We start from the raw sequence: 26,514 nt of genomic DNA on the forward strand, positions 1-26,514 counted from the left end.
GAAATTGTGGAATTTTAAGCGAGGTCGGGTGACGGAGCCGCTCTACAAGCTCAAGGCCGAGTTCTTCAAGACGCTGGGGCATCCGGCCCGGGTCAGGATTCTCGAACTGCTCTCCGAGCGGGACCATACGGTGGCCGAGCTGTTGCCGGAGGTGGGCCTGGAGTCGTCCAATCTGTCTCAGCAGCTCGGCGTCCTGCGCCGGGCTGGAGTGGTGAGCGCGACCAAGGATGGCAACACGGTCATCTACTCGATCACTTCGCCATTGATCGCCGAACTGATGGCCGTGGCGCGCCGGGTGTTGACCGGGATGCTCAGCGGTCAGGTCGCCATGCTCGAGGATCTGCGGGCCGGCGTTCCGGGCGCGGACAACTAGCGGGGCGGCGGGCAATGGGTTGGATCGCCAGAATCATGCGGCTGGGCCGGGTGGCCGAGAAGCTGGGGGACGAATCCACCCCGGCGGTGGCGGCGCCGGCCGGGTTGCGGGGGTCCCTGCAGGTGCGCCACGTCGATGCCGGGTCCTGCAATGGCTGCGAGGTGGAGATCTCCGGAGCGTTCGGGCCGGTCTATGACGCCGAGCGGGTTGGGGCGCGGCTGGTGGCCTCGCCGCGGCACGCGGATGCGCTGCTGGTCACCGGGGTGGTGACCAGGAACATGGCGCAACCTTTGAAGAACACCTTGGCGGCCACACCCCAACCGCGGGTGGTGATCGCGTGCGGCGACTGCGCCCTCAACCGTGGGGTGTTTGCCGACGCCTATGGGGTGGTGGGTGCGGTCAGCGAGGTCGTCCCCGTCGATGTCGAAGTCCCGGGCTGTCCACCCACGCCCGACCAGGTGGTTGCCGCGCTGCGATCGGTGACCGGCCGGTGACGGCGACACTGTCGGACGCACCGCCCGAGCATCAGGTTGCGCTGTCGGGCAACGGCTTCGGGGCGGTGCTGAGCGGCGCGACCACGGCGGGCATCGGCGCGTGCGGTACCGCCCTGGGGCTCACCGCGGTCTTCGGCGTGGTGCGGCAGGTTCACATTGCCTGGCTGGTGCCGCTGATCGGCGTCGATTTCGATATCGGGCGCCTCGGTGGGTTCTTCATTGCCCTCACGGGTGCGGTGGCCGTGGTCGCCGGCATTTACAGCATCGGGTATGCGCGCCGTGAGCACCTCGGTGCGGTCGCGCTGACCATGCTGCCGGTGTTTGTCACCGCGATGCTGCTGGTGCCCGCGGCCGGATCGGTGAGCACGTTCCTGCTGGCGTGGGAGCTGATGGCGATTTCCTCGCTGGTGCTGGTTGCGACGGATCATCGCCGCGCGCAGGTTCGTTCGGCGGCGGGCTACTACGCGGTGATGACCCAGCTGGGCTTCGCGACACTGCTGCTCGGACTGATGGTGCTGGCCGCCGCGGCCGGTACCGATCGCTTCGCCGACATGGCGGTGCCGTCGGAGGGGGTACGCACCTTCGTTTTCGTTGCGACATTGCTCGGATTCGGATCGAAGGCGGGCTTGCTGCCGTTGCATGCATGGTTGCCGCGGGCACACCCGGAGTCGCCCAGTCCGGTGTCGGCGTTGATGAGTGCCGCCATGGTCAACCTCGGCATCTATGGTCTGGTGCGGATTGATCTGCAGTTGCTCGGGCCGGGGCCCAAGTGGTGGGGCGTGACACTGCTTGTGATCGGCGCTTTTTCGGCCATGTACGGGGTGCTGCAGGCGTCGGTGGCCACCGATCTCAAGCGTCTGCTCGGGTATTCGACGATTGAAAACATGGGCCTGGTGACCCTCGGGCTGGGGGCGGCCACGCTGTTGTCGGCGGCCGGTGCCGGCCCGGCGGCCGTCATCGCGATGACCGCGGCCCTGCTACACCTGATCGCCCATGCGGCGTTCAAGAGTCTCGGATTCCTGGCCGCCGGTTCGGTTCTGGTGGCGACGCAACAGCGCGACCTGGACATGCTGGGCGGCCTTGCGCATCGGATGCGCTGCACCACCACATTCTTCGGTATCGCCGCACTCGGCGCTTCCGGATTGCCGCTCGGCGCCGGCTTCGCCAGCGAATGGCTGCTGGTGCAGTCGCTGATTCACGCCCGGCCCGAACACAACACCATCGTGGGCTTGGCCACCCCACTGGGAGTCGGTGCCGTCGCACTGACGACGGGGCTGGGGGTGGCCGCCATGGTGAAGGCATTCGGTACCGGGTTTCTGGCGCGACCCCGCTCGGGGTCGGCCGAGCGGGCGCGGGAAGCCCCGGCCACCATGCTCGTGGGCATGGCGGTCGCCGCCCTCGGGTGTGTGGTCATCGCGATCGCGCCGGCGGTCGTCACGGGACCGCTGCAATCGGTGCTGGACACCCTGCCCGCATCCAGGAATGCCGATCTGACCGACCTGGGCACGGTGTTGCGACTACCGGGGATGGACGGCTCGATCGCACCGGCACTGCTGGCCGCGGCCCTGCTGGTGGTGCTGGTGCTGGCTCGCTGGGGGTCACGTCACCGCCCGGAGCCGGTGACCTCGCCGCTATGGGCATGCGGCGCAGACGAACTCACCGCCCGGATGGAATGCACGCCGACCTCCTTTGCGCAACCGCTGCAACGCGTCTTCGACGACGTGCTGCGGCCCGATACCGGCATCGAGGTGACTCACCTGGAAGCAACCCGCTATCACGTCGAGCAGATCGCCTATCGCGCCCATCTCAGCGATGCCATCGAAGACCGCGTCTACGCCCCGGTGTTGCGGGCACTGGCGTGGTGCGCGCAGGTGATCCGTCGCGCGCACAACGGAAGCGTGCACCTCTACCTGGGCTACGGCGCCCTGGGCGTGCTCATAGTGCTGGTGGTGGCGCGATGAACCTGATGTCGGCGATGGCCGGGGCGGCGCAGATCGGCGCCGTCATTCTCGGTGCCCCGTTGGTGATCGGGCTGATGCGACAGATCCGGGCGCGATCCGAAGGGCGCTGTGGCGCGGGAATTCTGCAGCCCTGACGCGATCTGCGCAAGCAGTTGCGCAAGCAGCAGGTCACCCCGGAGGGGACCACGGCGGTGTTTGCCGTGGCACCGGCCGTGGTGGCGGCAACCACCCTGCTGATCGCGGCGATCGCACCGCTGGTCGCCACCGGCTCACCGCTGGACCCGGTGGGCGACTTGTTTGTGGTGGTGGGCCTGCTGTTCTTGGGTACCGTCGCGTTGACCCTGGCCGGAATCGACACCGGGACTTCCTTCGGCGGCATGGGCGCCAGCCGTGAGATCACCATCGCCGCCTTGGTTGAACCCACCATCCTGTTAGCGGTCTTCGCGCTGTCCATTCCCGCGAAATCGGCCAATCTTGGCGCCATCGTCGCCTTTAGCCTCGAGAACCCGGCCGAAGTGGTGTCACTGGCCGGAATACTGGCCTTCGTAGCCTTGGTGATCGTCGTCATCGCGGAGACCGGCCGGCTCCCGGTCGACAACCCCGCCACCCACCTGGAGCTGACCATGGTGCACGAGGCGATGGTGCTGGAATACGCGGGACCACGGCTGGGCGTCATCGAGTGGGCCAGCGGCATGCGGCTCACCGTGCTACTGGCACTGCTGGCGAATCTCTTTGTGCCGTGGGGGATCGCGGGTGCGGACCCCAGCCTGATCGGGATTGCGGTCGGCATCGCGGCGATCAGTATCAAGGTCGCGATTGCCGCCGGTGTGCTGGCTACCGTGGAGGTGTTCATCGCCAAGCTGCGATTGTTCCGGGTGCCCGAATTGCTGGCGGGCTCGTTCCTGCTGGCGCTGCTGGCGGTCACGTCAGCCAATTTCTTTACGGCCCAGGTGTGATGCGATGACCGATCTCAACTACGCCGGTGTGCTTGACCTCGCCCCAGCAGGGCTGGTCCTGACCGCAGTGCTGATCGTGTGGCGGCGCGACCTGCGCTCGATCGTGTGGCTGCTGGCGGCGCAGGGTCTTGCGCTGGCCGCGATCCCGATGATTCTTGGTGTGCACTCCCATGACTGGGAGCTCGTTGGCATCGGTCTGGCCCTGTTCGCGCTGCGCGCAGTGGTCCTGCCGTGGCTGCTGGCCCGTGCGCTGGGAGCCGAGAAACATGAGCAACGGGAGGCGACCCCGCTGGTCAACACCACCGCGTCACTACTGATTGCGGCGGTGCTGACGGTGGTCGCGTTGGCGGTCACCCGCCCCATCGTGGACCTGGACTCCAGCGCGGCGGTCAGTGCCGTACCGGGAGGTCTGGCGGTGGTGCTGATCGCGCTGTTCGTGATGGTGACCCGGCGCCACGCCATCTCACAGGCCGCGGGATTTCTCATGTTGGACAACGGGATCGCGGCCACGGCGTTTCTGCTCACGGCTGGGGTGCCGCTGATTGTCGAAATGGGTGCTTCGCTGGACGTGCTTTTCGCGCTGATCGTGCTGGGTGTGCTCACCGGACGACTGCGGCGGACGTTCGGCGGCACCGACCTGGACCGGCTACAGGAACTGCGGAACTGATGACTGCTTTGATTCTGGTGCCGATCGTGGCGCCACTGGTGGCGGCAGCCTTCGCACTGGCCGGCGGCTGGCGGCGCGCAACCGCGGTGCTCACCGTGCTGTCGGCGGTCGCTGTGCTCGGATCGGGCATTGCGCTTGGTCTTCAGGCAACGCCGCAACCACACCTGGTGCTGGGCGGCTTGCTGCGCGTCGACGCGTTGTCGGTGATCATGCTGATCGTCATCGGGGCCGTCGGCACCTTGGCGACCTGGGCGAGCATCGGCTACATCGATGCCGAACTCGAACACGGCCACACCGATCGCCGCGATGCCCGGCTGTACGGGGCGCTGATGCCGGCGTTCTTGGCGGCAATGGCGATCGCTGTGTCCGCCAACAACATCGGGTTGATCTGGGTCGCGGTGGAAGCCACCACGGTTGTCACCGCGTTTCTGATCGGACACCGTAGGACTCGCACCGCGCTGGAAGCCACCTGGAAGTACGTGGTGATCTGCTCGGTCGGCATCGCGGTGGCATTTCTGGGCACGGTGCTGTTGTACTTCGCGGCGCAACACGCCGGCGCCGACGGTGCCAACGCGCTCAACCTCGATGTCCTGACGGCCTGTGCGGCACACCTCAACCCGGCCGTCACGCGGCTCGCCGGTGGTCTGCTGCTGATCGGGTACGGCGCCAAAGTCGGCCTGGCGCCCTTTCACGGTTGGCTGGCCGACGCGCACAGCCAGGCCCCGGCACCGGTCTCGGCATTGATGAGCGGGGTGTTGCTTTCGGTGGCCTTCTCGGTGCTGATCCGCCTACGGCCGGTCATTGATGCCGCGGTGGGGCCGGGTTACCTGCGCGCCGGGCTATTGACGGTTGGGCTCACCACGGTGCTCATCGCGGCCTTCCTGCTCACCGTGGTCACCGATCTCAAGCGGATGCTGGCCTACTCCTCGATGGAGAACATGGGCCTGATCGCGATTGCGGCCGCGGCGGGAACCAAGCTGGCGATCGCGGCCCTGCTGTTGCATGTGCTTGCGCACGGCATCGGCAAGACGGTGTTGTTCCTGGCCGGTGGGCAGCTGCAGTCCGCGCATGACTCGGCGAGCATCGCTGACATCACCGCGGTGTTGTCGCGGTCGCGGGTGGTCGGCGTCTCGTTTGCCGTTGGTGTCGTTGTGCTGCTCGGGTTGCCGCCGTTTGCAATGTTTGCCAGCGAGGTGTCGATCGCCCGGTCGCTGGCCAACTCCGGGCTGGCCTGGGTGCTCGGTGTGACATTGCTGTTGATGGTGGTGGCTTTCGCTGCGCTGGTGGCGAATTCGCGGCGGATGCTGCTCGGCGCCGCCAGCGAGGGTGCTCCGCGGATCGCGGTGCCCGCGACGGTGGCGGCGGCCCTGGTGACCGGCGTCGTGGCCTGCATCGCGTTGGGGGTCACCGCGGGACCGCTGGGCGGGCTTTTCGATGCGGCCGCGGGTCAGTTCGGAGCGAACTGATGGCACACAAGACGGTCAGCCGCACGGTTTCGGATGCCGAACTCGCCGAATCGGTGGCGGAACTACTGGCCGAGGGCTACCGGCTTGCGTTGGTCGCGGCGCACGACGATGGCGACGCACTGCGGGTGGTCTACCTGCTGGTGGCGGGACAGCCGGATCGGCGAGTCGAGCTGACGCTGCGCACCGGCGCGGCGAATCCGTCGGTGCCGTCGCTGGCGGAGTTGTCCATCCCGGCGGGCCGCTTCGAGAGGGAAATGATGGACCTGTACGGGATTTCGCCAGTGGGGCATCCGCAGCCACGACGGCTGGTGCGCCACGCGCATTGGCCGCAGGATTGGCATCCGATGCGCCGCGACGCCGGTGACCCGCCGCCCTTCGATGCGGTGGGACGCTTTCCATTCGTGACCGTTGAGGGCCCAGGGGTCTACGAGATCCCGGTCGGGCCGGTCCATGCCGGCCTGATCGAGCCAGGGCACTTCCGGTTCTCGGTGATCGGTGAATCGATACTGCGGCTCAAGGCGCGACTATGGTTCGTACACCGGGGCGTCGAGAAGCTCTTCGAGGGGCGAAATGCACTGGGCGCCAGGGAGGCTGTGGAACTCGCCGAACGAATCAGCGGAGACAGTTCGGCGGCGCATTCGCTGGCGCACTGCCTGGCCGTCGAGGACGCGCTGGGATTGGATGTGCCCGAACCGGTGCACCGGCTGCGCGCCCTGCTGGTGGAATTGGAGCGGCTTTACAACCACGTGACCGATCTGGGTGCGCTGGCCAACGATGTGGGTTTTGCCCTGGCCAACGCCCATGCGCAGGGCATCCGCGAGCGGGTGTTGCGGATCAACCGGCGGGTCACCGGACATCGCTTGCTGAGGGCCGCGATGGCGCCTGGAGGCGTTGTGCTGCAGGAGCTTCCGGATCCGGCGGAGCTGCACGCGGTGGCCGCAGAGGTTGCCGAGATCAGCGAGCTGACGCTGCGAAATTCGGTCGTCTACGACCGGTTCGCCGAGACCGCGGTGCTGCACAGCGAGGATGCGCGCGCGCTCGGGTGCCTCGGCTACGTTGCGCGCGCCAGCGGCATCGCTACCGATGCCCGGCTGGATCACCCGACGGCCGAGCTGCCGGTCACCGCGGTTGCGGCCGGCGGAGGTGACGTCCTGGCTCGCTACACGATTCGGCGCGACGAGTTCGCCGCATCGGTCGCGTTGGCCTGCCACCTGGTCGAGAACCACCACGGTCGAACCCGGTTCGCGCCGCCGCCGGCGGCCAACGGCGCGCGGTCGGCGCTGACATCGGGCGTGGGGATCGTCGAAGGCTGGCGCGGCGCGGTGCTGCATCGGGTCGAAGTCGACGGCGCGGGCCGCATCACCCGATGCAAGATCGTCGATCCCTCGTGGTTCAACTGGCCCGCGTTGCCGGTCGCCATGGCCGACACCATCGTCCCGGACTTTCCGTTGGCGAATAAGAGCTTCAATTTGTCCTATGCCGGCAATGACCTCTAGTGCGGTGTAGGCCCCTCGCGGGGCCCGGCCCGGCGAACCCGGGCGGGGCGAGACGACCCGGCAACGGTTGCGGTGGCGCGGTACGGCACGATGGTCGAGTGTCTGAAGCTGGGCCCGATACAGCCGATCCCGACCTGTTGATCGACTTCAGAGACGTTTCGCTGCGTCGCGGCGGACGCACCTTGGTCGGTCCGCTGGACTGGGCCGTCGAACTCGACGAGCGTTGGGTGATCCTGGGCCCCAACGGCGCCGGCAAGACCTCCTTGCTTCGGATGGCCGCCGCCTCCGAGCACCCGTCCTCGGGGGTTGCCTTCGTCCTGGGCGAACGGCTGGGCCGGGTCGACGTGTCGGAGCTGCGCGCGCGCATCGGGCTGAGTTCCTCGGCCCTGGCGCAGCGCATACCCACCGACGAAGTGGTGCGAGACCTCGTCGTATCGGCCGGCTACGCGGTGTTGGGCAGGTGGCGGGAGCGCTACGAGGACGTCGACTACCGCCGGGCCGTCGACATGCTAGAGAGCCTGGGCGCCGAGCATCTGGCCGACCGCACCTACGGAACCCTGTCCGAGGGGGAGCGCAAGCGGGTCCTGATCGCCCGTGCGTTGATGACCGACCCCGAACTGTTGCTGCTCGATGAGCCCGCGGCCGGCCTCGACTTGGGCGGCCGCGAGGAATTGGTGGCGCGGCTGGCCGATCTGGCCGCCGACCCGGATGCGCCCGCCCTGGTGCTGGTCACCCACCATGTCGAAGAGGTTCCTCCCGGCTTCAGCCACTGCCTGCTGCTGGCGGAGGGCCACGTCGTGGCATCGGGCCTATTGTCCGACGTGCTCACCGCCGAAAACCTGTCGGCCGCATTCGGCCAACAGATTGCCGTCGATTTCGTCGACGGGCGATATTTCGCCCGCCGGATCCGCGCCCGCGCAGCCCACCGGAGGCAGCAATGAATTCCCCGCCAGACCCCGTTCCATTGCAGGCCAGGCCCGCAGCAACCGTGATGCTGGTCCGCGACACAGGGCTCGACACCGGACTCTCGGTATTCCTGATGCGACGACACGCGGCGATGGATTTCGCTGCCGGGGTGATGGTGTTTCCCGGCGGCGGCGTCGACGACCGGGACCGCAACGCCGACCTGGGCGGGCTGGGGGCCTGGGCCGGCCCGCCGCCGTTGTGGTGGGCCCAGCGCTTCGGCATCCAACCCGATCTGGCTGAGGCGCTGGTCTGCGCCGCGGCGCGCGAGACGTTCGAGGAATCCGGGGTGTTGTTCGCCGGACCGGCCGACGACCCCGACGGCATCGTCGGTGACGCCTCGATATACAGCGAGTCCCGCGCGGCGCTGGCCGACCACACGCTGTCCTTCGCGGACTTCCTGCGCCGCGAAAACCTGGTGCTGCGCGCCGATCTGCTGCGGCCCTGGGCGAACTGGATTACCCCGGAGGCGGAACGGACCCGTCGCTACGACACCTTTTTCTTCGTCGGAGCCCTGCCGGAGGGGCAGCGCGCCGACGGCGAGAACACCGAATCCGATCGGGCGGAGTGGATGCTGCCCCGTGATGCCATCGCCGACTTCGCCGTGGGCCGAAACTTCCTCTTGCCGCCGACCTGGACTCAGCTGGACGCGCTGGCCGGCCATACCGTCGCCGATGTGCTCGCCGTGGAACGCAAGATCGTGCCGGTGCAACCCAACCTCGCGCTCAAGGGCGACAACTGGGAGATCGAGTTTTTCGACTCCGATCGCTACAACCAGGCGCGGATCTCCGGCGGATCGACCGTTTGGCCGTTATGAACGAATTCGTCAGCGTCGTGGCTGACCAGGGACTGGCCACCTTGGTGGTGTCCAGGCCACCCACCAATGCGATGACCCGCCAGGTCTACCGGGAGATCGTCGCGGCCGCCGACGAGCTGGGACGCCGCGACGACATCGGCGCAGTTGTGCTCTTCGGCGGCCACGAGATTTTCTCCGCCGGCGACGACATGCCCGAACTGCGGACCCTCAACGCCCCGGAGGCCGACACCGCCGCCCGGGTCCGGCTGGAGGCCATCGATGCGGTGGCGGCGATTCCGAAACCAACCGTGGCGGCCGTCACTGGATACGCGTTGGGCGCGGGGCTGACCCTGGCGCTGGCGGCCGACTGGCGGGTCAGCGGTGACAACGTGAAGTTCGGCGCGACCGAGATCCTCGCCGGCCTGATTCCCGGCGGCGGCGGCATGGGGCGCCTGACCCGCGTGGTCGGGTCCAGCAGAGCCAAGGAGCTGGTTTTCAGCGGGCGATTCTTCGACGCCGAGGAGGCCCTCGCGTTGGGCCTGATCGACGACATGGTGGCCCCCGACGACGTCTACGACTCCGCCGTCGCGTGGGCCCGCCGCTATCTGGAATGCCCGCCGCGCGCCTTGGCCGCCGCCAAGGCGGTCATCAACGACGTCTTCGAACTGGAAGCCACCGAGCGGGCCGGCGCGGAACGGCGCCGCTATGTCGAGCTGTTTGCCGCTGGTCAGCGCGGTCCTGACGGCCGTGGGCCGGGCGGTGGTAACACGGGCGACCAAGACGGTCGTTAGGCTGCCCTGCATGACGAGGAGCTCGGAGATACCTGCCGACGCGGCGCCCAACCCGCACGCCACTGCCGAAGAGGTGGAGGCCGCCCGGCGCGACAGCAAGCTCGCCCAGGTGCTCTACCACGATTGGGAAGCCGAGAACTACGACGAGAAGTGGTCGATCTCGTATGACCAGCGTTGCGTCGAGTACGCCCGGGGCCGCTTCGACGCCATCGTGCCCGCCCAAGTCCACGCCGATCTGCCGTATGAGCGGGCGTTGGAGCTTGGCTGTGGTACCGGGTTTTTTCTGCTCAACCTGATCCAGGCGGGGGTCGCCCGGCGCGGCTCGGTGACCGACCTATCCCCGGGCATGGTCAAGGTCGCCACCCGCAACGGGCAGTCACTGGGGCTCGACATCGATGGCCGAGTGGCCGACGCCGAGGGCATCCCCTACGACGACGACACGTTCGACCTGGTGGTCGGGCACGCCGTGCTACACCACATCCCCGATGTCGAGTTGTCGCTGCGTGAAGTGATGCGTGTGTTGAAACCGGGCGGCCGGTTCGTGTTCGCGGGGGAGCCCACCACGGTGGGCAACGAGTACGCCCGCACGCTGTCCACCCTGACCTGGCGAATCGCCACCAACGTCACCAAACTGCCCGGCCTGGGCGGCTGGCGGCGGCCGCAGGAAGAGCTCGACGAATCCTCGCGGGCCGCGGCCCTGGAGGCCATCGTCGACCTGCATACCTTCGCCCCCGAGGACCTGGAACGGATGGCGAAAAACGCCGGGGCGATCCGGGTCGAGACGGCCAGCGAAGAGTTCAGTGCCGCCATGTTCGGCTGGCCGGTGCGCACGTTCGAATCCTCGGTGCCGCCCGGGCGACTGGGCTGGAACTGGGCGAGGTTCGCCTTCAACGGATGGAAGGCACTGAGCTGGATGGACGCCAACGTCTGGCGGCATGTGGCGCCCAAAGGCTGGTTCTACAACGTGATGGTAACCGGGGTTAAGCCCTCCTGAGCCCTGCGGGCACCGGCGTCGTTTTCGGCGTCGACAACGTCGCCTACCTGCGCTCCGACGCAGGTACCGCCGCCCTTCGCGCGGTCGCCGATCTGGAACTGCGGGACGCGACCCGAATCGCCGACATCACCGCGGCGCGCGCCCGCTTCGGCGAGCGCACCCCCATGCTGATCGAGACGACCCTGCTACGACGCCGGGCCGTGGCAAAACTGGGTGGGCTGTGCCCGAGTACGCCGGTGTCGGACTGGCTGTTCACCGACACCGCCTTGCAGCAGGCCACGGTGGCGGCGGTGGCCCTGCACCGGGCCAGGCGATTGGCCGATCTGACGGTGCACGACGCGACCTGCTCCATCGGCACTGAGCTGGCCGCGCTGTGCCGATCGGCGGCGACGGTGATCGGCAGCGACATCGACCCGGTACGGCTGGCGATGGCGCGCCACAACCTGGGGGGCGGTCGGGTTGTGCCGTGCCGACGCGCTGCGGCCGGTGACCCGGGACACGGTCGTCCTGGTCGATCCGGCGCGTCGCAGCAAGGGGCGCCGGCGCTTCAGTCCGGCCGATTATCAGCCCGGGCTGGGGCCCGTTCTCGACGTCTACCGCGATCGGCCGCTGGTGGTGAAGTGCGCGCCCGGGATCGATTTCGATCAGGTGAGTCGCCTGGGTTTCGACGGCGAAATCGAGGTGACGTCCTACCAGGGCTCGGTTCGCGAGGCGTGCCTGTGGTCGCGGGGCCTGGCCGCAGCTGGGGTGCGCCGTCGGGCCAGCATCCTCGACAGCGGCGAACAGATCACCGATTCCGAGCCCGACGACTGCGACGTGCGTCCCGCCGGGCGCTGGATCATCGATCCCGACGGAGCGGTGGTCCGGGCCGGCCTGGTGCGCCACTACGGCGCCAGGCACCGGCTGTGGCAGCTCGATCCCAATATCGCCTATCTGTCCGGCGACACCCTGCCAGAAGGGATACGGGGCTTCGAGGTGCTCGAGGCGCTACCGTTCGACGAGCGGCGGCTGCGTCAGGCCCTGAACGCGCTGGACTGCGGAGCGCTGGAGATTCTGGTCCGGGGCGTGCAGGTCGATCCTGACGCCCTGCGCCGGCGGCTACGGCCGCGTGGCGGCCGCGCGCTGTCGGTGGTGATCACGCGCATCGGTACGGGAAGCGCCAGCCACGTGACGGCATACGTTTGCTGTCCGTCGCGGTAGCGTCCGGGTACGCTGGCGGCGGTTACCCCTTTGCAACGCCACCGCCCGTTTTGGTCTGCGAGGAAAAATCAACGATGCGCTTAATGATTGCGGCCGCAATGCTTGTCAGTGCGGTCCTATTGGCTTGGCCGGCTGCCGCCGAGCCGCCGTCCTGTGCCAGCCTCGGCGGCAACGTCGAAGGCGCTCAGATGTGCCACATCCACGCGACGGGATCCACGTACACGTTGGACATCACGTTTCCCCAGGACTACCCGGATCAGCAGGCGCTGACCGACTACATCACCCAGAACCGGGACGGGTTCGTCAGCGTGGCGACCGGGTCCGGGCGACGTGATCAGCCCTATCAGATGGACGCCACCACCGAACAACACGCCGCCGGCCAGCCGCCGCACAACACCCGCAGCGTGGTGCTGAAGTTCTTCCAGGATCTCGGTGGCGCACACCCCTTCACCTGGTACAAGGCTTTCAACTACAACCTCGGGACCAAGCAGCCGATCACCTTCGACACCTTGTTCGCGCCGGGGACCACCCCGCTGGACGCCATCTACCCGATCGTCCAGCGCGAGCTGGCGCACCAGACCGGGCTCGGTGTGGCGATCCTGCCCTCCAATGGTCTGGACCCGACGCACTACCAGAACTTCGCCATCACCGACACCGACGTGATCTTCTATTTTGCTCAGGGTGAGCTGCTGCCGTCGTTTGCCGGCGCTACCCAGGCCCAGGTGCCGCGCAATGCCATCCCGCCCCTGGCGATCTGAGGTTCACACGGGGCCGGCCAGCGATTCCATCGCCGCGGCGCCGATGCCCAGCGTCAGCTGGGCCACACACCCGATGATCGGCACCACGAAGGCCACGTTGTGCCGTGCGAGCCGGTACACGCTGATGATGAGATCGGCGAGAAATATCACGATGCCGCCCCAAAAACCCAGCCCGATCGCTTTGTCGACCCAGGAGGGATCACCGCAGGTCTGGTAGCCGCACGGGTCGGTACCCATGACGAGCAGGCCCAACACCAACATCGTCACCACGAATAAGAAGGCGTGCAGGACCAGCAGGGCGATGGTGAGGGTGACATTTACCGCTCGATGGGCCTTGGCGCGACGGCTGCCGGCGCCGCCGGTGTGTACCGGGGCGAGATCGTCGGTAGACACCCAACAAGTATGGCCGCTAGGCCGGCGCGAAGCTGTATACCTGGCCGTCGCTGGTCGCAGTTACCACGCGGCCGTCGACGGCGATCGACACCCCGACCGGATATCCGGTCGCCGCGGGCAGCGAATAGCTGTTGATCGTGTGGCCGTCCGCCGGGTTGAACACCAGCAACGACATACCGGGTCCGCCTTCGTGGGGCGGACCCGCGACGATCGTGTAGCCGACGTTTCCGGCCGCCAGGCTGGACGTCGATAGGGGCGTGACGTCATCGCGGCGCCAGGCCTGGTCGGCATGGTCGCCCGCGTCGCGAAACGCCGCCAGCCGGGTGTCGGGGCCGCCGCCGGAAACGATCAGGCCCTCCGGGGTGACCGTCGGCGGTGTCTGAGCCAGAAATCCCAACGGCACCGACCACTTCACCTTGCCGTCCGTTGCGTGCAGGGCCCACAGCCGTTGGTCGCGGCCGTTGACGTACACGGTTTCGCCGTCGGCCGATAGCACCGGACTGGCAAGCACGCCGTCTTTGACGGCGTCGCTGGTCCACTCCCGAACCAGTTGCTGCGCGTGGTACTTGAGCCCGACCAGCCCCGCCGCCGGCGCTCCGGGTTGCCAGACGCCGACCACCACCATGCCGTTGACCTTCGAGAACGCCGGGGCCGCCGCCACCGGGCAGCCCTGTCGTGCCGGAGCGCAGTCGGCCAGACCACGCGCCGGATCAGTCGGATCGACGCCCTCCACCAGATCCATCGGGCTGCCTACGATCTTGCCGCGGTGGGCGTCGAACACCAGCATCTGTCCCAGATGGGTGGCCACGAGTAGGTGGCCGTTGCCCAAAAATCGCGGGGTGGACGGCATGCCGATCACCGGTTGGCGCCAGCGCGTCCACTGGGTGACGGGGAAGGCAACGATCGCGCCCGGCTGGCCGACGTAGAGGTTGTCGAATCCGTCGAACAACGGACCGGCGAAGCCGCCGCCCTGGACCAGCCGAACACACCAGCGTTGCCGGCCGTTGTCGTTGTTCTCCCACTCCATCAGCGAACACCCGGCCGGGGTCTGCGAGTTGAGCGCGAGGTAGCCGCGCCCGCTCAACGCCGGCCCGGCGGCCAGACTTCCCTTGACCGAACGCGTCCACTTCAGCGCCAGCTTGCTGGAGCCGGCGGTGGTGGTGTAGCTGCTGTTGGCGGCGTCGCCGTACTGTGCGGGCCAACCTAGCGCGGGTGCGGCGTCCACCCACGAATCGGTATTGCCGCAGCCGCCCAGCCCGATCGTGAGTGCAGCCGCGAGAGCGGTCGTCAGGAGACGTCGGGCAAACACCGGATGATTTCGCAGGGTTCCCAAATCCTTCCGCTACGCGGTAGCTCACGGGGTCCGGCCCGTCTGCATGAGCAGCGATCGAGTACAGGTGAGGGTAACGCGTGGCGGTGTACTCGTGGCGATTGCCCGACGTCCTTCGGGGTGGTCAGGCCTCGGGACGCTGTGCGTCGTGCATCGGCGTCACGCTAGGCTTTCCGCCCATGACGACCATGTGGGGTGCGCCGCTTCATCGCCGCTGGCACGGGTCGCGGTTGCGGGACCCCCGCCAGGCCAAGTTCCTGACGCTGGCATCGCTGAAATGGGTGCTGGCCAACCGCGCGTACACGCCGTGGTACCTGGTGCGGTACTGGCGGCTGCTCAAGTTCAAACTCGCCAACCCGCACATCATTACCCGGGGCATGGTCTTCCTCGGGAAGGGCGTGGAAATCCATGCGACACCTGAGCTGGCGCAGCTCGAGATTGGCCGCTGGGTGCACATCGGGGACAAGAACACCATTCGTGCCCACGAGGGATCGCTGCGCTTCGGCGACAAGGTGGTGCTGGGCCGCGACAACGTCATCAACTGCTACCTCGACATCGAGTTGGGGGACTCGGCGTTGATGGCCGATTGGTGCTACGTCTGCGACTTCGATCACCGGATGGACGACATCAACGTCCCGATCAAAGACCAGGGGATCATCAAGTCGCCGGTGCGGATCGGGCCTGACACCTGGGTCGGTGTCAAAGTGACGGTGCTGCGTGGCACGTCGGTGGGGCGCGGTTGTGTGCTGGGCGCGCATGCGGTGGTCCGTGGTGACATCCCCGACTATTCGATCGCGGTGGGATCACCGGCCAAGGTGGTCAAGAACCGCCAGCTGTCCTGGGAGACCTCGGCGGCTCAGCGCGCGGAGCTGGCCGCGGCGCTGGCCGACATCGAGCGCAAGAAGGCGGCTCACTAGTCGGCGGTGCGCCTGGCGCCTCAGGCGGTGGCGAACAGATGATTGTGTGCGATCCACTCGCTGATCCGAGCCATGGTGGCCGGTAGCACTCGCGCCGAGAACACGAGATGGTCGGAGCCGGGAATCTCGACGAAGGTGCCGTTGCGGTACCGGCCGGCCGTTTGGCGTGCGATCGCGCTCCCCACGATGCGGTCGTACTCGCCGCCTAACACCAGAACCGGACCCGTGACCGCGGGGTAGTCGACGCGCGCGACCTTGGAGCGGTCCAGCCAGGGCAGGGCCAGCTCGAAGAACAACACGCGTCCGGACTCGCAGACCAGATCATCGAACATTTCGCGGGCCGCGCCGGCCGACTGGGCTCCGGCGATACCGGTCCGAAACCGGGGCCACGACGGGGGCGCTACCGGCTTGGTCCATGGCCGCGGCCGCAGCGCGTGCCGCATCGAAAGGCCCGCCGTTGTGCGGTTCAGACCAACGGGTCCGACCGGCGAGGGGCAGGCGGCGACCACGCCGATGTGGCGGGTTCGCGCTGCCACCAGCTGGACCAGCAGGCCGCCCAGGGAGTGTCCGACCAGCAGGGGCGCGGAGTCGAGCGAGGCCACCAGCTCGACCAGGTCATCGGCGTAGTCACGCAGGCTCAGCGTGGCAATGCGGGCCGCGCCGTCGGGCAACGGCAATTCGTGATGGCGCAACGTCGGAGTGTGGACCGTGTAGCCGTGGTGTTCGAAAGCGGACCGGGCGCCGGCCAGCTGCCGGCCGCGGCTCCATGCGCCATGAATCAGGACGACATGTTTGCGCACTCCTGCAGTATTGCTGTCGCGGTCCTACTCGGGGTGGTCGTCGACCTTGAAGTCGAACCGGACATCGCCGGCGTCGATGCTGGTCACGGTCACATTGACGCCATAGGTCTTGCTGCCGTCGATGAGCTGACACCGCAGTGTCGCGCCCACCACGCCCTTGAGGTTGTCGGGGCAGGTCACCGAGTCGGGTCGTTGGCCCACCTTCTGATACAGCTTGTTGCTGATGATGTGTGCGACCTTGTCCTTGTCGACGGTCTCCACCATGTCGAACTTGACGTCTTTGCCGTCGACGCTGGTCACGGTGACGTTGACGTTGTATGTGGAGTCTTTGACCTTCATTTCGCAGTTGAGCTGAGCCCCGACCTTGGCCGGGAGATCTCCCGGGCAGGTCACCGACTCGGGCTTGTTGCCGGAAGCGTCGGTCATCTTGGCCTTGATCTGCTCGGCCACATCGCTTTTGCTCACCGAATGCGATCCGGTTCCGATCGAACAGGAACAGGCGCCGGCGCTGGCCATCAGGCCCACCGCGGCGCCTGAGACCAGAAACGTCCGCACGATCGAATGAGCCATATCGCCTCCCTGGCGTCGACAACTGGGAATCGGCTGATAATTACATGTCAAACAGCTCCGGAAAGGCGAATCAGCCAAACACCAAGCAAACGCTACTGTTTGGCAAAGAGATCCGGCGCCCGCAGGTCAGCCGATGTCGTGATAGCGGCGCAACGCCTCGGCGCGTTCGGTGCCGTGATCCACGATCGGCGCCGGATATGTTGACGGGCATGGGCCGCCGCGCCGCTGAATCCGATGCACGTTGTCGACATCGCGCAGTTCGGGGACCCAACGTCGAATGTAATCGCCCGCGGGATCGAACTTTTCGGCTTGTGCGCTCGGATTGAAGATCCGAAAGTACGGCGCGGCGTCGGTGCCGCATCCCGCCGACCACTGCCAGCCGTGCTGATTGCTGGCCAGGTCACCGTCGGTGAGTTGGTCAAGGAACCAGGCGGCCCCCCATTGCCAGGGCAGGTGCAGGTCTTTGACCAGGAAGGATGCGGCGATCATCCGGACCCGGTTGTGCATGAACCCGGTTTCGCGCAACTGACGCATCCCGGCATCGACCAATGGATATCCGGTTTCTCCGGCCTTCCAGCACTCGAAAAGGCGTCTGGCGTTGGCGTCGGTGTCGGTCACGATGCCGTCGAAGTTGCTGTTCCAGTTGTGCCAGGCGCTGGCCGGCCAGTGGTGCAGGACGGCGCCATAAAAGTCCCGGAACGCCAACTCACGTAGGTAACTACGCGCTCCGGTGCCGGTCAGGTCCATGCCCGCGACCATGGTCCGGGGATGGATGGTGCCGAACTTCAGGTGCGCCGACATCCGGCTGGTGCCCTCGAAGTCCGGCCTGTCGCGGTCATGCTCATAGCGGTCCAGCTTGGCGGTGCGGAATGCTGTCCATTCCCGGATGGCCGCGGCCTCACCGGCGGCCAGGTCAAGCTCAGTGCCCGGATCGGGGATCTCGCACTGCTCGATGTCGGTCTGCGCCGGATCCAGCCAACACGCCGATCCGGGCCCCGTGTCAGCCGGTGCTCGCCATCGCGCGTCCTGCCATTTGCGGAAGAACGGGGTGAACACCTGGTAGGGGCTGCCATCGTTTTTGACGACTCGACCCGGTGAAACCAGATACGGCGAGCCCGTCGCTACCAGTGGCACGCGGCCCAGCCCCGCTGCAACCCGTTCGTCGCGACGCTGCCCAAACGGCGCGAAATCGCCGGTAACGTGCACCGATGATGCCTCGATTGCTTTGGCTATCAGCGGAATCCGCTGCTCGGGCCGACCGCGTGTCACCAGTAGGCGGCCCTGCAGTGCATCGTTGAGTTGGCGAAGTGAGTCGCCGAGGAACTGCAGGCGGCGCAGGCCTGAGGAAGCTTCCAGGCGCGGGTCGACCACGAAGCAGGCGAGCACTTCCTCGCTATCGGCGGCAGCGGCCAGTGCCGGATGATCGCCAAGCCGCAGATCGCGGCGAAACCACAACAGAGCCCTTGTCATTGGCTGGTTCAGCGGTTGAGTCGCCAGACGTGGGTGGCCAGCACGGTGGCGAACGCGCACCACACGGCGTAGGGGAGCATCGCCAGCCCGGCGCGCCGATCGGCGTCGGCGGTTCGCCGCACCAGGTCGGCGCTGCTGGTTGCCAGGACCGCGGCACCGAGCGCTGACGCTCCCAGCCGGTGGAACCGGAAGAACAGCCAACTCCACCCGGCGTTGAGTACCAAGTTGATGCTCAACGCGCCGATGTAGCGGCGTGCCTTGTCGCGCTGGCCAGTTGCGTTCAACCGGTCGATGGCCACTGCCGAACTGGCGGCGATATCGCCGTAGAGCGTGGTCCACACCATGGGGAAGGCGACCGAAGGTGGCTGGTAGGACGGTTTGCGCAGTCGCGCGTACCAGTCTGAGGTTCGTGGCGGGCTGGCAATGCTTCCGCTACCGGCCGCCGCGGTGACCGCAAGCGCGGTGCTGGCCAGTGTCGATTTGTTCATTCTGATCCTCCGTCCGCGTGCGAATACGCTAAATCAGGTTGGTGAGCAGTGGTTTTGGGATCACTGGGCCACCAGATGCGATCGCCGATCAAGGTGAACAGCGCCGGAATTACCAGGGTACGTACGACGAAGGTGTCCAACAGAATTCCCAGGCCGACGATGATGCCCAACTGGGTCAGCACGATCAGGGGCAGCACAGCGAGCACGCAGAAGACGGCGGCCAGAACGATTCCCGCGCTGGTGATGACCCCGCCGGTGGCGGACACCGCCCGGACCATCCCGGCGCGCGCGCCATTTCGTGCCGACTCCTCACGGGCTCGGGTGACCAGGAATATCGTGTAGTCCACCCCGAGGGCGGCCAGGAACAGGAACGCGAACAGTGGGGTGCTGTTGTCCAGGGCGGGAAAGCCGAATACGTGGATGTTGGCCCAGCCGCCGAGTCCCAACGCGGCCAGCGCGCCGAGAATGGTGGCGGCCAGCAGGATCAGCGGAGCCAATGCGGAGCGCAGCAGCGCGTAGAGCACCACCAAGATGACGGCAAGGATGGCCGGAATCAGCAGGGCACGGTCGTGCTCGGCCGCGTCGCGTACGTCAAGTGCCTGCGCATCCGGCCCGCCGACCAACGCGGAGGGGACGCTTGGCTGGCCGAATGTCGAAGCGCTGCAATCGTTGTGAACGCCCGTTCGGAGGATGGTGGGGCGTCGATCACCACCGACCACTTGGTCAGTCCGGCCCCGAACTTGCCGGAGCGGCCCGACTCGGTAACCGAGACCACGCCCGGTGTTGCGCCAATGGCTTGCCGCACTTGCGTCGCCTGCGCCGAGGGGGCTACCACCAGTGTGGGGTTAACCAGGCCCGCGGGGAAGTGCTGGGCCACGACGTCGTAGCCGGAAACCGAATCAGCTTTGACCCGGAACTGCTCGGTCTGAGACAGCCCGATGCGGGTGCCGAGTAGCCCGGTCGCCAACCCGATCAACAGGGCGACGGTGACCAGGGCGACCGGAGCGGGTCGGCGAGCCACCCGTTGGGCGACCGCATGCCAAAAGCCGGAATCGAGCGCCGTGGTGTCCTCGGCGCGGGGAATGAAGGGCCAGAACAGTCTTCGCCCACACAGCGCCAGCAGCGGTGGCAGCACCACTAGCACCGATACCGCCGCGACGACCAGCCCGCACGCCGCCAGGGCGCCCAGACTGCGGTTGCTGGGGGTTGCCGCGAAGACCAGCGTGAGCAGCGCCAGCACCACGGTGGCATTGCTGGCGGCGATCGGCGGTCCGGCCATGCGCACCGCCCGGGCCAGCGCGTCGCGGTGATCGCGGTGAACCGGAAGTTCCTGCCGGTATCGAGAAATCAGCAGCAGCGCGTAGTTGGTCCCGGCGCCGAAGACCAGCACACTGGTGATCCCCGAGGTGGATCCGTCGAAGTTCAGCCCGGTCAGGGCGGCGACCGCGGTCCCGACTGTGGTCGCGACCCGATCGGCGAAGGCGATCACCAGCAATGGCAGCAGCCATAGCACCGGCGAGCGGTAGGTGAGGATGAGCAGCAGCGCTACCACCGATGCCGTCACCGCCAGCAGGGTGATGTTTGCGTTGGTGAATGCATTGGCGATGTCGGCGCCGAAGGCCGGTCCGCCGGTGACATGGGCGTCCAGGTCCGCCGGCAGTCCCTCGTGTGCCGCCTCGCGCAACGCCTTGACAGCGTCGTTGAGGGCCAGGCCCGACAGGTTCGCGCTGATGGGCACCACCGAGATTGCCGCTTTTGTGTCGGCCGAGATCAACGGAGCTGCCGGTCGCGGGTTCGCGCCGGGGTGTGCCGAGGCCTGCATGCGCTGTGCTGCCTGTTGTGCCGCGCGGCGATCGGCGGCGTCCAGCGTGGTCCCGTCCGAGCGAGTGACGACCAGGATCAGTGGGGCCCGGTCGCCGCCGGGGAAGCGGCCCAGCTCGGATTCGACTTTCGCCGACTCCGCGTCGGCGGGTACCGACTGCGGTGCTTGCCCGGCCGCGGAGTTTCCTCCTACCAACACCATGAACACCGTGGCCAGTGCGACGACACCCACCGAGATCAGCCACGACCTCTTGGCCGCTAGCGCCGCCGCAAGTCTGTCCCAAACCACGTGCGCAAGTATTTCAGTTATTAAGTAATTTTGAATCAAGGGTGCACCCGGTGTGCTCCGCTGGTGCCGCACCAAATGCCAAAAGCTATGGGGAGTAGCGTAATTCATGCAGATCGTCTGATCGCATGCCGGTCGGCGCCGGGTAGCGCCGCGCGAGGCGCCGGTGCTGCCCGCCGGGTTTGGCCAGTAGTGTCGTCGGCTTAGCGGGCAGTCATGCCCGGTAAGGGCATTCGGGCCGGCGAAGGGACTCCGTTGGGCATCATCACCAGGGCGGCCACACCGCTAATCCTGGCCATCGCCTCGCTGTGCGCGCTGGTCGCCACCCCGGCGGTAGCGGCGCCCGATGCGCTGTCCGCGGCCGTGGACAGCGCGTTTCGACCGCTGCTGGTCCAGTACGACATACCCGGTATGGCCGTAGCGGTGACGGTCAACGGCCAACAGTGCTACTTCAACTATGGAGTTGCCGCCAAGCAAAGCGGTGCCCCCGTGACGGCGGACACCATCTTCGAGATCGGTTCGGTGAGCAAGACGTTCACCGCAACGCTGGCCTGCTACGCGCAGGAACTCGGCAGAATATCGCTGGCGGGGCACCCCTCCGCGTACATGCCGCAGCTCGCGGGCAGCGCCATCGACAAGGCCACCCTGCTGAACTTGGGTACCTACACCGCTGGCGGACTGCCCCTGCAATTTCCGCCCGAGATCACCGACGACGCCCAGATGCAGGCCTACTTTCAGCAATGGACACCCGATGACGCCCCGGGCCAACAGCGGCGCTACTCCAACCCGAGCATCGGGCTGCTGGGCCACCTCACCGCGCTGGCGATGAACAGCGATTTTGCCGATTTGGTCCAAACCCAGGTCTTTCCCAAGCTGGGGCTGTCCCACAGCTTCATCCGGGTGCCGCAAGCCCAGATGGACGACTACGCGTGGGGGTACAACGCCAGCAACGAACCGGTTCGGGTGAACCCGGGGTTTTTGCTGCCGAAGCTTACGGCGTCAAGTCATCTGCACCTGACATGCTGCGCTTCGTCGAGGCCAAAATCTCACCCGAGGGCCTACCGGCGTCGATGCGCCGTGCCGTGCAAGTAACCCACCTCGGATACTTTAATGTCGCTGACATGGTCCAGGGGCTTGGCTGGGAGCAGTATTCCTACCCGGTCACCCTCGATCAGCTGCTGGCCGGCAACTCCAACACCATTGCCATGCAGCCAAACCCGGTTACCCTGGTCGCCGGGGTGCCCCCGTCCGGCCCGAGGCTGTTCAACAAGACCTGTTCCACCGACGGGTTCGGCGCCTATGCCGCGTTCGTACCCGACAAAAGGATCGGCATTGTGATGCTGGCGAACAAGAACTTCCCCAACGCCGCGCGCATCACGGCGGCCCATGCGGTGCTCGAAAAACTCGCGGCCGAGTCGCGATAGATCGGATCAATGGTCGAGCCTGCACGGGCCTTCGCGAGCCGGCGCCCGCCTCCGTCAGCTAATTCAACTGGTTAAAGATTAATGAACTGAAATTAATTGCCGATGCGGATATGCTGCACATTGCCATGGATGCGGATGAACAGGCCTGCAGCCGCCAGGGGCTCGAGTCGGCGATTTCGGCCGATCTGCGGGAGTTATCGACCGAATCCGATCAGATCGGCCACTTGTTTGCGGTGTCACACAGCGTGCGCCCCAACGATTTTCGGGCGCTGCTACACATCATGGTCGCCGAAACCGGCGGTCGGCCGCTGACCTCGGGGCAACTCGGGGAGTGGATGGGTCTATCGGCCGCCGCGATTACCTATTTGGTGGATCGGCTCATCGAATCCGGCCACATTCGACGCGATACTCACCCCGAAGACCGTCGCAAGGTCGTCCTACGGTATTCCGAACCCGGCCTGGCGACCGCCCGGTCTTTCTTCACTCCGCTGGGAATGCACACCCGTGCCGCGCTGGACGGCGTTGCCGACCCGGATCTGGTGGCGGCGCATCGAGTCTTTACCGCCCTTATCGCCGCGATGCGCGTGTTTCGGACCGATCTGAGCTCGCCGTAGCGCTAGGGCGCGCTCTGGCCGATCTTCTTCAGGGCGGCCACCAGGCCCGCGGGATCGGCGACGGTCACGGTCAGTGCCGAGTGATCCCGCAAACCCAACACCCGGTGGATCCGCGGCTCGAAGTGGACACACGCCCCGGCCTGCGCATTGGTGCCAAAGGTAAGGCCGTCGTCGACCATCGACAGTCGCGGGCCTACCGCGGTCCACCATCGGTATGGCCCGGTGACGTGGGAGTCGGTCACGCTCGACAGTGGCGCTTCGGCATGAAAGGGCCCATAGCGGGCCACGAAACGGCCGTCGTCGGTCAGCGTGACGCCTTGGCGGCCCGGCCACCGGAACGGGAGCCACATGGGGGCCAGGCGGGCGTCGTAGCGGTAGGGAAAGTACTCGCCCCGGTCTTGCGGCGTCATTGCATGGCTCCGATCGTTGGCGCCCCAGCTGCCTGTGTCCCCTCGAGGCTACTGGTCGCACCGCATGGTTTCGACGTGGTGGTTGGGTCGGTGGCTGTTCCACAATTGACGGGCCGGCGGGCTCGACTTGCCGGGGCGTAGCGTCGACAGACACACGAAAGGTAGATCCCCAGATGCTGGGATGCATTGTGCCGCGTTTGGCCCAACTCCTGGAGGCGGTCGGTCTCGTCGTTGGGGTGCGGGTTACCGAAGAACCGGCCCACACCGTCGAACAACTCGGCAAGGGCCTAGAGGTCCGTCGTTATGGTCCGCGCGTTGCGGCCGAAACCGTGGTCGACGACACCGAGGAAGGCGCCCGAAATCGCGGATTCCGCGTCCTGGCCGGCTATATTTTCGGCGCCAACCACGCCAAGTCGAAACTGGCGATGACGGCTCCCGTGAGCCAACACCGCGATCAGACCGGCGCGGGCGAACCCATCGCCATGACAGCGCCGGTGGCGCAGCAAGCCGGCGACGGCGGCACGTGGACGATACGGTTTTTCATGCCGGCCAAGTGGACCCTGGATACCCTGCCGGTGCCGAACGACAACGCCGTCGCCCTGGTAGCGGTGCCGGCGGAGACTTACGCGGTGCTGCGCTTCAGCGGTGATCGCGGCGCGGGCGCGGTGGCGGCGCGCACCACGGAGCTACTCGGCTTGCTCGACGGCACCGATCTGCAACCGGTTGGTTCGCCGGTGGCGTGGTTCTACGATCCGCCGTGGACAATTCCATGCCTTCGTCGCAACGAAATCGCCGTTCCGGTGACCAGGCGCTGACCAGGCCTTCGGTAGAGTCATTACTTCTGCATCGAGCGTGGCTTTTGCACTGTGGTGATCGACCGAGCTGCGATTGAGCAGTAGTGTTTGACTACGCCAAGAATGGGTAACCGGTTTCCGCCGGATAATGTCGTTGCCAATAGAAGTGGGGTTGGTCGCGGCTGGATTGCCGTGACCGGTTGGAAATCATGTATCACCGATGGTGTCGCGCAGCGATCGCGGTCGTGTTCGTGCTGGTGAGCGTTGAGACGCCGGCACTGGGGCGGGCCGCCGTTGGAGTGACGGCATATCCCGGATTGGAAATCCATCAGGGCTCGGTGGTGTGCGTGATTGGATTCGTCGAACCGCAGATGCGGATAGCCTTCAGTGCCGGTCGATGCAATGGCGATCCGATGGTGACCGACCGCTACGGCAATGCGGTCGGTGCCGTGACGCTGGCCGGCCAGGCGACGGTCAGTGAAGTGGCGGTCGACGGTGCGGCTGCCGGTGTCGACTATGAAGTCATCACCTTGGCCCCCGAAGTGGCCGCTACCGACCTGCTGCCCACCGGACTTCGATTGCAGTCGAAACCAGGGTTTCGGGTCCAGCCCGGTGCACGGGTGTGTGAGGCCACCGCGGCGAGGCAACGCTGCGGCCGCGTCGACACCGTCACCGAGAGCCGCTTCGTCATTGCCGGCATGGACGCGGATCAGCACGAGATTGGTGCACCCGTATACGTGCTGGACGACGACAACCACGCCTTGATCGCCGGCTTGCTCGACGGTGTGCGCGGCTCGATATCCGAAGCCCAGTCCTGGCCGGCGGTCATGCGGCAGGTCTACCTCGATTCACGCTCGGTGGACTCCACGCAGCCACCCCCGCAGGGGCGCACGATCGGCAGCTAGCTGATCACCGATGACGCCCCAGCAAGTGGCGCAGGGCCGTGTCGAGGTCGGGCTGGCGGAACCGGTGCTCAGCCAGCGCCAGCCGCGCCGGCAGGACGCGCTGACTGGCACACGCGAGTTCGCGGGCGCCCTGATCGCCCAGCAATAGCCGCGGTCCCAGTGCCGGGACCGGCAACACCGCGGGTCGGTGCAAGACCTGGGCCAGGGTGCGCGTGTACTCGGCGTTACGCACCGGTTGTGGTGCAACAGCGTTCACCGGACCCGATAGCCCGGTGTCCCACAAGGCGCGGTGATAGATGTCGACCAGGTCGTCGATCCCGATCCAGGACAGCCACTGACGACCGTCGCCAAGGCGGCCGCCCAGCCCGGCGCTGAACAGGGGGCGCAGCAACTGCAGGGTGCCGCCGCGGGGAGACTGCACGATGCCGGTGCGTACCAGCACCACTCGCACGCCGTCTTGTCGGGCGGGGCCGGTCGCCGCTTCCCACTCGGCGACGACATCGGCGAGAAACCCCTCGCCGCGACCGCTTTCCTCGGTCAGTATCTCGTCGGCACGGTCGTAGCCGTAATACCCGACAGCCGAGGCCGAGATCAGCACGCGAGGCCCGTCAGCGCCGCGGCCCAGTAACTCGGCAAGCCGACGCGTCGGACCAATTCGGCTCTCGCGTATAGCGTTTCGATGCGCTGTGGTGAACCGCCCGGCGATTGAGGCGCCGGCCAGATGAATCACCGCGTCGATCCCCGTCAGTAACTCGGGGTCAGGATCGTGCGGGTCCCAGTGCCGCTCGTCGGCGCCGCGTGGGGTGCCACGAACCAAGCGCACGACCCGGTGCCCGCCAGTGCTCAAAAAGGCGGTCAGCGCCGAACCGACCAGCCCGGAGGACCCCGTGACCGCAATTGTTGTGGGGCCCAGGCCAGCAGCGGCGGCAAGTTTGTGTGCGGCCAGATCATCGGCAAGCTGCTGGTGGCGGTATACGAACATCGGCCGCAATGCCGATGCCGGTATCGGGGTGTCGACACGGTCGATCACCCGGGTCCGGCCCGCGCCGGCGTCCTCGAAGTCGTGAGTGTGCCGCCACCGCACCGCGATTCGGGCCGGCAGCGAAGCCAGCCCGTCGCTTGCGATGGTGTCGACGAAACGCCTTGGGGGATCGTAGGAATCGGGCTGGTGCTGGGCCAACCAGCGCAGGCCGCCGGGAAGCGCCAGCGTCGCGCGACCATCTTCGAGTGATCGTGCCTCGGTTACCAACCGCATGGGTTGCCAGGGCGGTGACAGTCGGCTGAATGCTCCAGGCCTGCTGTGCCACTCGAACACCTCATCGCGTGGCGCGTCGACCACGCTGGAATACACCACGCCCATCGTTGCACGTTACCGCC

23 protein-coding genes and 4 pseudogenes are annotated in these 26,514 nt (G+C 66.9%); 18 read left to right on the forward strand and 9 right to left on the reverse strand.

Features of this window, described 5'->3' with window-relative positions:
• Positions 1 to 28 precede the first annotated feature (28 nt).
• The 13 genes and pseudogenes from CKW46_RS11090 to CKW46_RS11150 all read left to right on the forward strand — a co-directional run bounded on the left by CKW46_RS11090 (position 29) and on the right by CKW46_RS11150 (position 12,915).
• A complete protein-coding gene (locus tag CKW46_RS11090) occupies positions 29 to 373 on the forward strand; it encodes an ArsR/SmtB family transcription factor (protein ID WP_012393480.1) in 345 nt (114 codons plus the stop codon).
• Positions 374 to 387: 14 nt separating this feature from the next.
• The gene (locus CKW46_RS11095) at positions 388 to 867 is read left to right on the forward strand and encodes an NADH-quinone oxidoreductase subunit B family protein (protein ID WP_015355084.1); all 480 of its coding nucleotides are present in this window, start codon (positions 388 to 390) and stop codon (positions 865 to 867) included.
• Positions 864 to 2,828 (forward strand): proton-conducting transporter transmembrane domain-containing protein, encoded by a 1,965-nt coding sequence (locus CKW46_RS11100; protein ID WP_482053155.1) that lies wholly within the window; start codon positions 864 to 866, stop codon positions 2,826 to 2,828. The genes CKW46_RS11095 and CKW46_RS11100 overlap by 4 nt, the downstream gene beginning before the upstream one ends.
• Positions 2,829 to 2,833: 5 nt before the next feature.
• A pseudogene (locus CKW46_RS11105) lies at positions 2,834 to 3,784 on the forward strand (respiratory chain complex I subunit 1 family protein).
• A 4-nt stretch (positions 3,785 to 3,788) separates the two neighbouring features.
• Positions 3,789 to 4,451: a hypothetical protein gene (locus tag CKW46_RS11110; RefSeq protein WP_482053156.1), complete on the forward strand. Its 663-nt coding sequence runs from the start codon at positions 3,789 to 3,791 to the stop codon at positions 4,449 to 4,451.
• Entirely contained in the window at positions 4,451 to 5,917 is a 1,467-nt protein-coding gene (locus CKW46_RS11115) for a proton-conducting transporter transmembrane domain-containing protein (protein WP_020786470.1), read from the forward strand. Before CKW46_RS11110 ends, CKW46_RS11115 begins: the two co-directional genes overlap by 1 nt.
• Positions 5,917 to 7,413: a hydrogenase large subunit gene (locus CKW46_RS11120; RefSeq protein ID WP_015355088.1), complete on the forward strand. Its 1,497-nt coding sequence runs from the start codon at positions 5,917 to 5,919 to the stop codon at positions 7,411 to 7,413. The genes CKW46_RS11115 and CKW46_RS11120 overlap by 1 nt, the downstream gene beginning before the upstream one ends.
• Positions 7,414 to 7,511: 98 nt before the next feature.
• A complete protein-coding gene (locus tag CKW46_RS11125; protein WP_012393487.1) occupies positions 7,512 to 8,354 on the forward strand; it encodes an ABC transporter ATP-binding protein in 843 nt (280 codons plus the stop codon).
• Positions 8,351 to 9,193 carry an NUDIX hydrolase gene (locus CKW46_RS11130; protein ID WP_482053157.1) on the forward strand — a complete coding sequence of 281 codons (843 nt, stop codon included), beginning with the start codon at positions 8,351 to 8,353 and terminating at the stop codon, positions 9,191 to 9,193. Before CKW46_RS11125 ends, CKW46_RS11130 begins: the two co-directional genes overlap by 4 nt.
• Entirely contained in the window at positions 9,190 to 9,963 is a 774-nt protein-coding gene (locus tag CKW46_RS11135; RefSeq protein WP_117435196.1) for an enoyl-CoA hydratase, read from the forward strand. The genes CKW46_RS11130 and CKW46_RS11135 overlap by 4 nt, the downstream gene beginning before the upstream one ends.
• 10 nt (positions 9,964 to 9,973) lie before the next feature.
• Complete coding sequence (locus CKW46_RS11140; protein WP_117435195.1) at positions 9,974 to 10,957, forward strand: class I SAM-dependent methyltransferase; 984 nt, start codon at positions 9,974 to 9,976, stop codon at positions 10,955 to 10,957.
• A pseudogene (locus CKW46_RS11145) lies at positions 10,954 to 12,157 on the forward strand (THUMP-like domain-containing protein). The gene CKW46_RS11140 and the pseudogene CKW46_RS11145 overlap by 4 nt, the downstream one beginning before the upstream one ends.
• Positions 12,158 to 12,231: 74 nt before the next feature.
• Positions 12,232 to 12,915 carry an esterase gene (locus CKW46_RS11150; RefSeq protein ID WP_020728139.1) on the forward strand — a complete coding sequence of 228 codons (684 nt, stop codon included), beginning with the start codon at positions 12,232 to 12,234 and terminating at the stop codon, positions 12,913 to 12,915.
• Between the two features lie 3 nt (positions 12,916 to 12,918).
• Here the strand turns inward: CKW46_RS11150 and CKW46_RS11155 are convergent, their stop codons facing one another.
• Positions 12,919 to 13,308 carry a DUF6264 family protein gene (locus CKW46_RS11155; RefSeq protein WP_012393493.1) on the reverse strand — a complete coding sequence of 130 codons (390 nt, stop codon included), beginning with the start codon at positions 13,306 to 13,308 and terminating at the stop codon, positions 12,919 to 12,921.
• Positions 13,309 to 13,324: 16 nt separating this feature from the next.
• Positions 13,325 to 14,617: an outer membrane protein assembly factor BamB family protein gene (locus CKW46_RS11160; protein ID WP_015355093.1), complete on the reverse strand. Its 1,293-nt coding sequence runs from the start codon at positions 14,615 to 14,617 to the stop codon at positions 13,325 to 13,327.
• Between the two features lie 200 nt (positions 14,618 to 14,817).
• Between CKW46_RS11160 and CKW46_RS11165 the strand changes: the two genes are divergently transcribed.
• The gene (locus CKW46_RS11165) at positions 14,818 to 15,555 is read left to right on the forward strand and encodes an acyltransferase (RefSeq protein WP_011739985.1); all 738 of its coding nucleotides are present in this window, start codon (positions 14,818 to 14,820) and stop codon (positions 15,553 to 15,555) included.
• A 20-nt stretch (positions 15,556 to 15,575) separates the two neighbouring features.
• On the opposite strand, the gene CKW46_RS11170 is transcribed toward CKW46_RS11165, so the two are convergent.
• From CKW46_RS11170 to CKW46_RS11190, 5 genes and pseudogenes are all read right to left on the reverse strand, one after another.
• Positions 15,576 to 16,355 (reverse strand): alpha/beta hydrolase, encoded by a 780-nt coding sequence (locus CKW46_RS11170; RefSeq protein ID WP_020786477.1) that lies wholly within the window; start codon positions 16,353 to 16,355, stop codon positions 15,576 to 15,578.
• Positions 16,356 to 16,379: 24 nt separating this feature from the next.
• Positions 16,380 to 16,925, reverse strand: coding sequence for an anti-apoptotic protein (locus CKW46_RS11175; protein WP_012393496.1), 546 nt, complete (start codon positions 16,923 to 16,925; stop codon positions 16,380 to 16,382).
• Between the two features lie 126 nt (positions 16,926 to 17,051).
• Positions 17,052 to 18,395 (reverse strand): cryptochrome/photolyase family protein, encoded by a 1,344-nt coding sequence (locus CKW46_RS11180; protein WP_482053158.1) that lies wholly within the window; start codon positions 18,393 to 18,395, stop codon positions 17,052 to 17,054.
• An 8-nt stretch (positions 18,396 to 18,403) separates the two neighbouring features.
• The gene (locus tag CKW46_RS11185) at positions 18,404 to 18,883 is read right to left on the reverse strand and encodes a TspO/MBR family protein (RefSeq protein WP_482053159.1); all 480 of its coding nucleotides are present in this window, start codon (positions 18,881 to 18,883) and stop codon (positions 18,404 to 18,406) included.
• Positions 18,880 to 20,993, reverse strand: a pseudogene (locus tag CKW46_RS11190) (MMPL family transporter). Before CKW46_RS11190 ends, CKW46_RS11185 begins: the two are co-directional and overlap by 4 nt.
• Before the next feature lie 408 nt (positions 20,994 to 21,401).
• Between CKW46_RS11190 and ampC the strand changes: the two are divergent.
• Positions 21,402 to 22,414, forward strand: a pseudogene (gene ampC, locus CKW46_RS11195) (class C beta-lactamase).
• 110 nt (positions 22,415 to 22,524) lie between these two features.
• The gene (locus CKW46_RS11200) at positions 22,525 to 23,028 is read left to right on the forward strand and encodes a MarR family winged helix-turn-helix transcriptional regulator (RefSeq protein WP_015355099.1); all 504 of its coding nucleotides are present in this window, start codon (positions 22,525 to 22,527) and stop codon (positions 23,026 to 23,028) included.
• 2 nt (positions 23,029 to 23,030) lie between these two features.
• Here CKW46_RS11200 and CKW46_RS11205 read toward each other — a convergent pair whose 3' ends face one another.
• The gene (locus CKW46_RS11205) at positions 23,031 to 23,438 is read right to left on the reverse strand and encodes a hypothetical protein (RefSeq protein WP_011739992.1); all 408 of its coding nucleotides are present in this window, start codon (positions 23,436 to 23,438) and stop codon (positions 23,031 to 23,033) included.
• 173 nt (positions 23,439 to 23,611) lie between these two features.
• Between CKW46_RS11205 and CKW46_RS11210 the strand changes: the two genes are divergently transcribed.
• Together CKW46_RS11210 and CKW46_RS11215 are read left to right on the forward strand one after the other, a co-directional pair.
• Positions 23,612 to 24,253: an SOUL family heme-binding protein gene (locus tag CKW46_RS11210; protein WP_015355100.1), complete on the forward strand. Its 642-nt coding sequence runs from the start codon at positions 23,612 to 23,614 to the stop codon at positions 24,251 to 24,253.
• A 188-nt stretch (positions 24,254 to 24,441) separates the two neighbouring features.
• Entirely contained in the window at positions 24,442 to 25,137 is a 696-nt protein-coding gene (locus CKW46_RS11215) for an Rv1815 family serine proteinase (protein WP_011739993.1), read from the forward strand.
• A 4-nt stretch (positions 25,138 to 25,141) separates the two neighbouring features.
• On the opposite strand, the gene CKW46_RS11220 is transcribed toward CKW46_RS11215, so the two are convergent.
• Entirely contained in the window at positions 25,142 to 26,497 is a 1,356-nt protein-coding gene (locus CKW46_RS11220; protein WP_015355102.1) for a TIGR01777 family oxidoreductase, read from the reverse strand.
• Positions 26,498 to 26,514 lie beyond the last annotated feature (17 nt).

The sequence above is a fragment of the Mycobacterium liflandii genome, assembly GCF_022354805.1.
In the GTDB taxonomy this organism is placed as follows: domain Bacteria; phylum Actinomycetota; class Actinomycetes; order Mycobacteriales; family Mycobacteriaceae; genus Mycobacterium; species Mycobacterium marinum.

Bases quoted from the DNA above. Each gene is read 5' to 3' on its own strand.
- CKW46_RS11180 (WP_482053158.1), bottom strand. From the start codon at position 18,395: ATGACAAGGGCTCTGTTGTGGTTTCGCCGCGATCTGCGGCTTGGCGAT.
- CKW46_RS11110 (WP_482053156.1), top strand. From the start codon at position 3,789: ATGACCGATCTCAACTACGCCGGTGTGCTTGACCTCGCCCCAGCAGGG.
- CKW46_RS11150 (WP_020728139.1), top strand. From the start codon at position 12,232: ATGCGCTTAATGATTGCGGCCGCAATGCTTGTCAGTGCGGTCCTATTG.
- CKW46_RS11095 (WP_015355084.1), top strand. From the start codon at position 388: ATGGGTTGGATCGCCAGAATCATGCGGCTGGGCCGGGTGGCCGAGAAG.
- CKW46_RS11135 (WP_117435196.1), top strand. From the start codon at position 9,190: ATGAACGAATTCGTCAGCGTCGTGGCTGACCAGGGACTGGCCACCTTG.
- CKW46_RS11175 (WP_012393496.1), bottom strand. From the start codon at position 16,925: ATGGCTCATTCGATCGTGCGGACGTTTCTGGTCTCAGGCGCCGCGGTG.
- CKW46_RS11130 (WP_482053157.1), top strand. From the start codon at position 8,351: ATGAATTCCCCGCCAGACCCCGTTCCATTGCAGGCCAGGCCCGCAGCA.
- CKW46_RS11185 (WP_482053159.1), bottom strand. From the start codon at position 18,883: ATGAACAAATCGACACTGGCCAGCACCGCGCTTGCGGTCACCGCGGCG.
- CKW46_RS11140 (WP_117435195.1), top strand. From the start codon at position 9,974: ATGACGAGGAGCTCGGAGATACCTGCCGACGCGGCGCCCAACCCGCAC.
- CKW46_RS11200 (WP_015355099.1), top strand. From the start codon at position 22,525: ATGCTGCACATTGCCATGGATGCGGATGAACAGGCCTGCAGCCGCCAG.
- CKW46_RS11165 (WP_011739985.1), top strand. From the start codon at position 14,818: ATGACGACCATGTGGGGTGCGCCGCTTCATCGCCGCTGGCACGGGTCG.
- CKW46_RS11120 (WP_015355088.1), top strand. From the start codon at position 5,917: ATGGCACACAAGACGGTCAGCCGCACGGTTTCGGATGCCGAACTCGCC.
- CKW46_RS11205 (WP_011739992.1), bottom strand. From the start codon at position 23,438: ATGACGCCGCAAGACCGGGGCGAGTACTTTCCCTACCGCTACGACGCC.
- CKW46_RS11215 (WP_011739993.1), top strand. From the start codon at position 24,442: ATGTATCACCGATGGTGTCGCGCAGCGATCGCGGTCGTGTTCGTGCTG.
- CKW46_RS11210 (WP_015355100.1), top strand. From the start codon at position 23,612: ATGCTGGGATGCATTGTGCCGCGTTTGGCCCAACTCCTGGAGGCGGTC.
- CKW46_RS11115 (WP_020786470.1), top strand. From the start codon at position 4,451: ATGACTGCTTTGATTCTGGTGCCGATCGTGGCGCCACTGGTGGCGGCA.
- CKW46_RS11220 (WP_015355102.1), bottom strand. From the start codon at position 26,497: ATGGGCGTGGTGTATTCCAGCGTGGTCGACGCGCCACGCGATGAGGTG.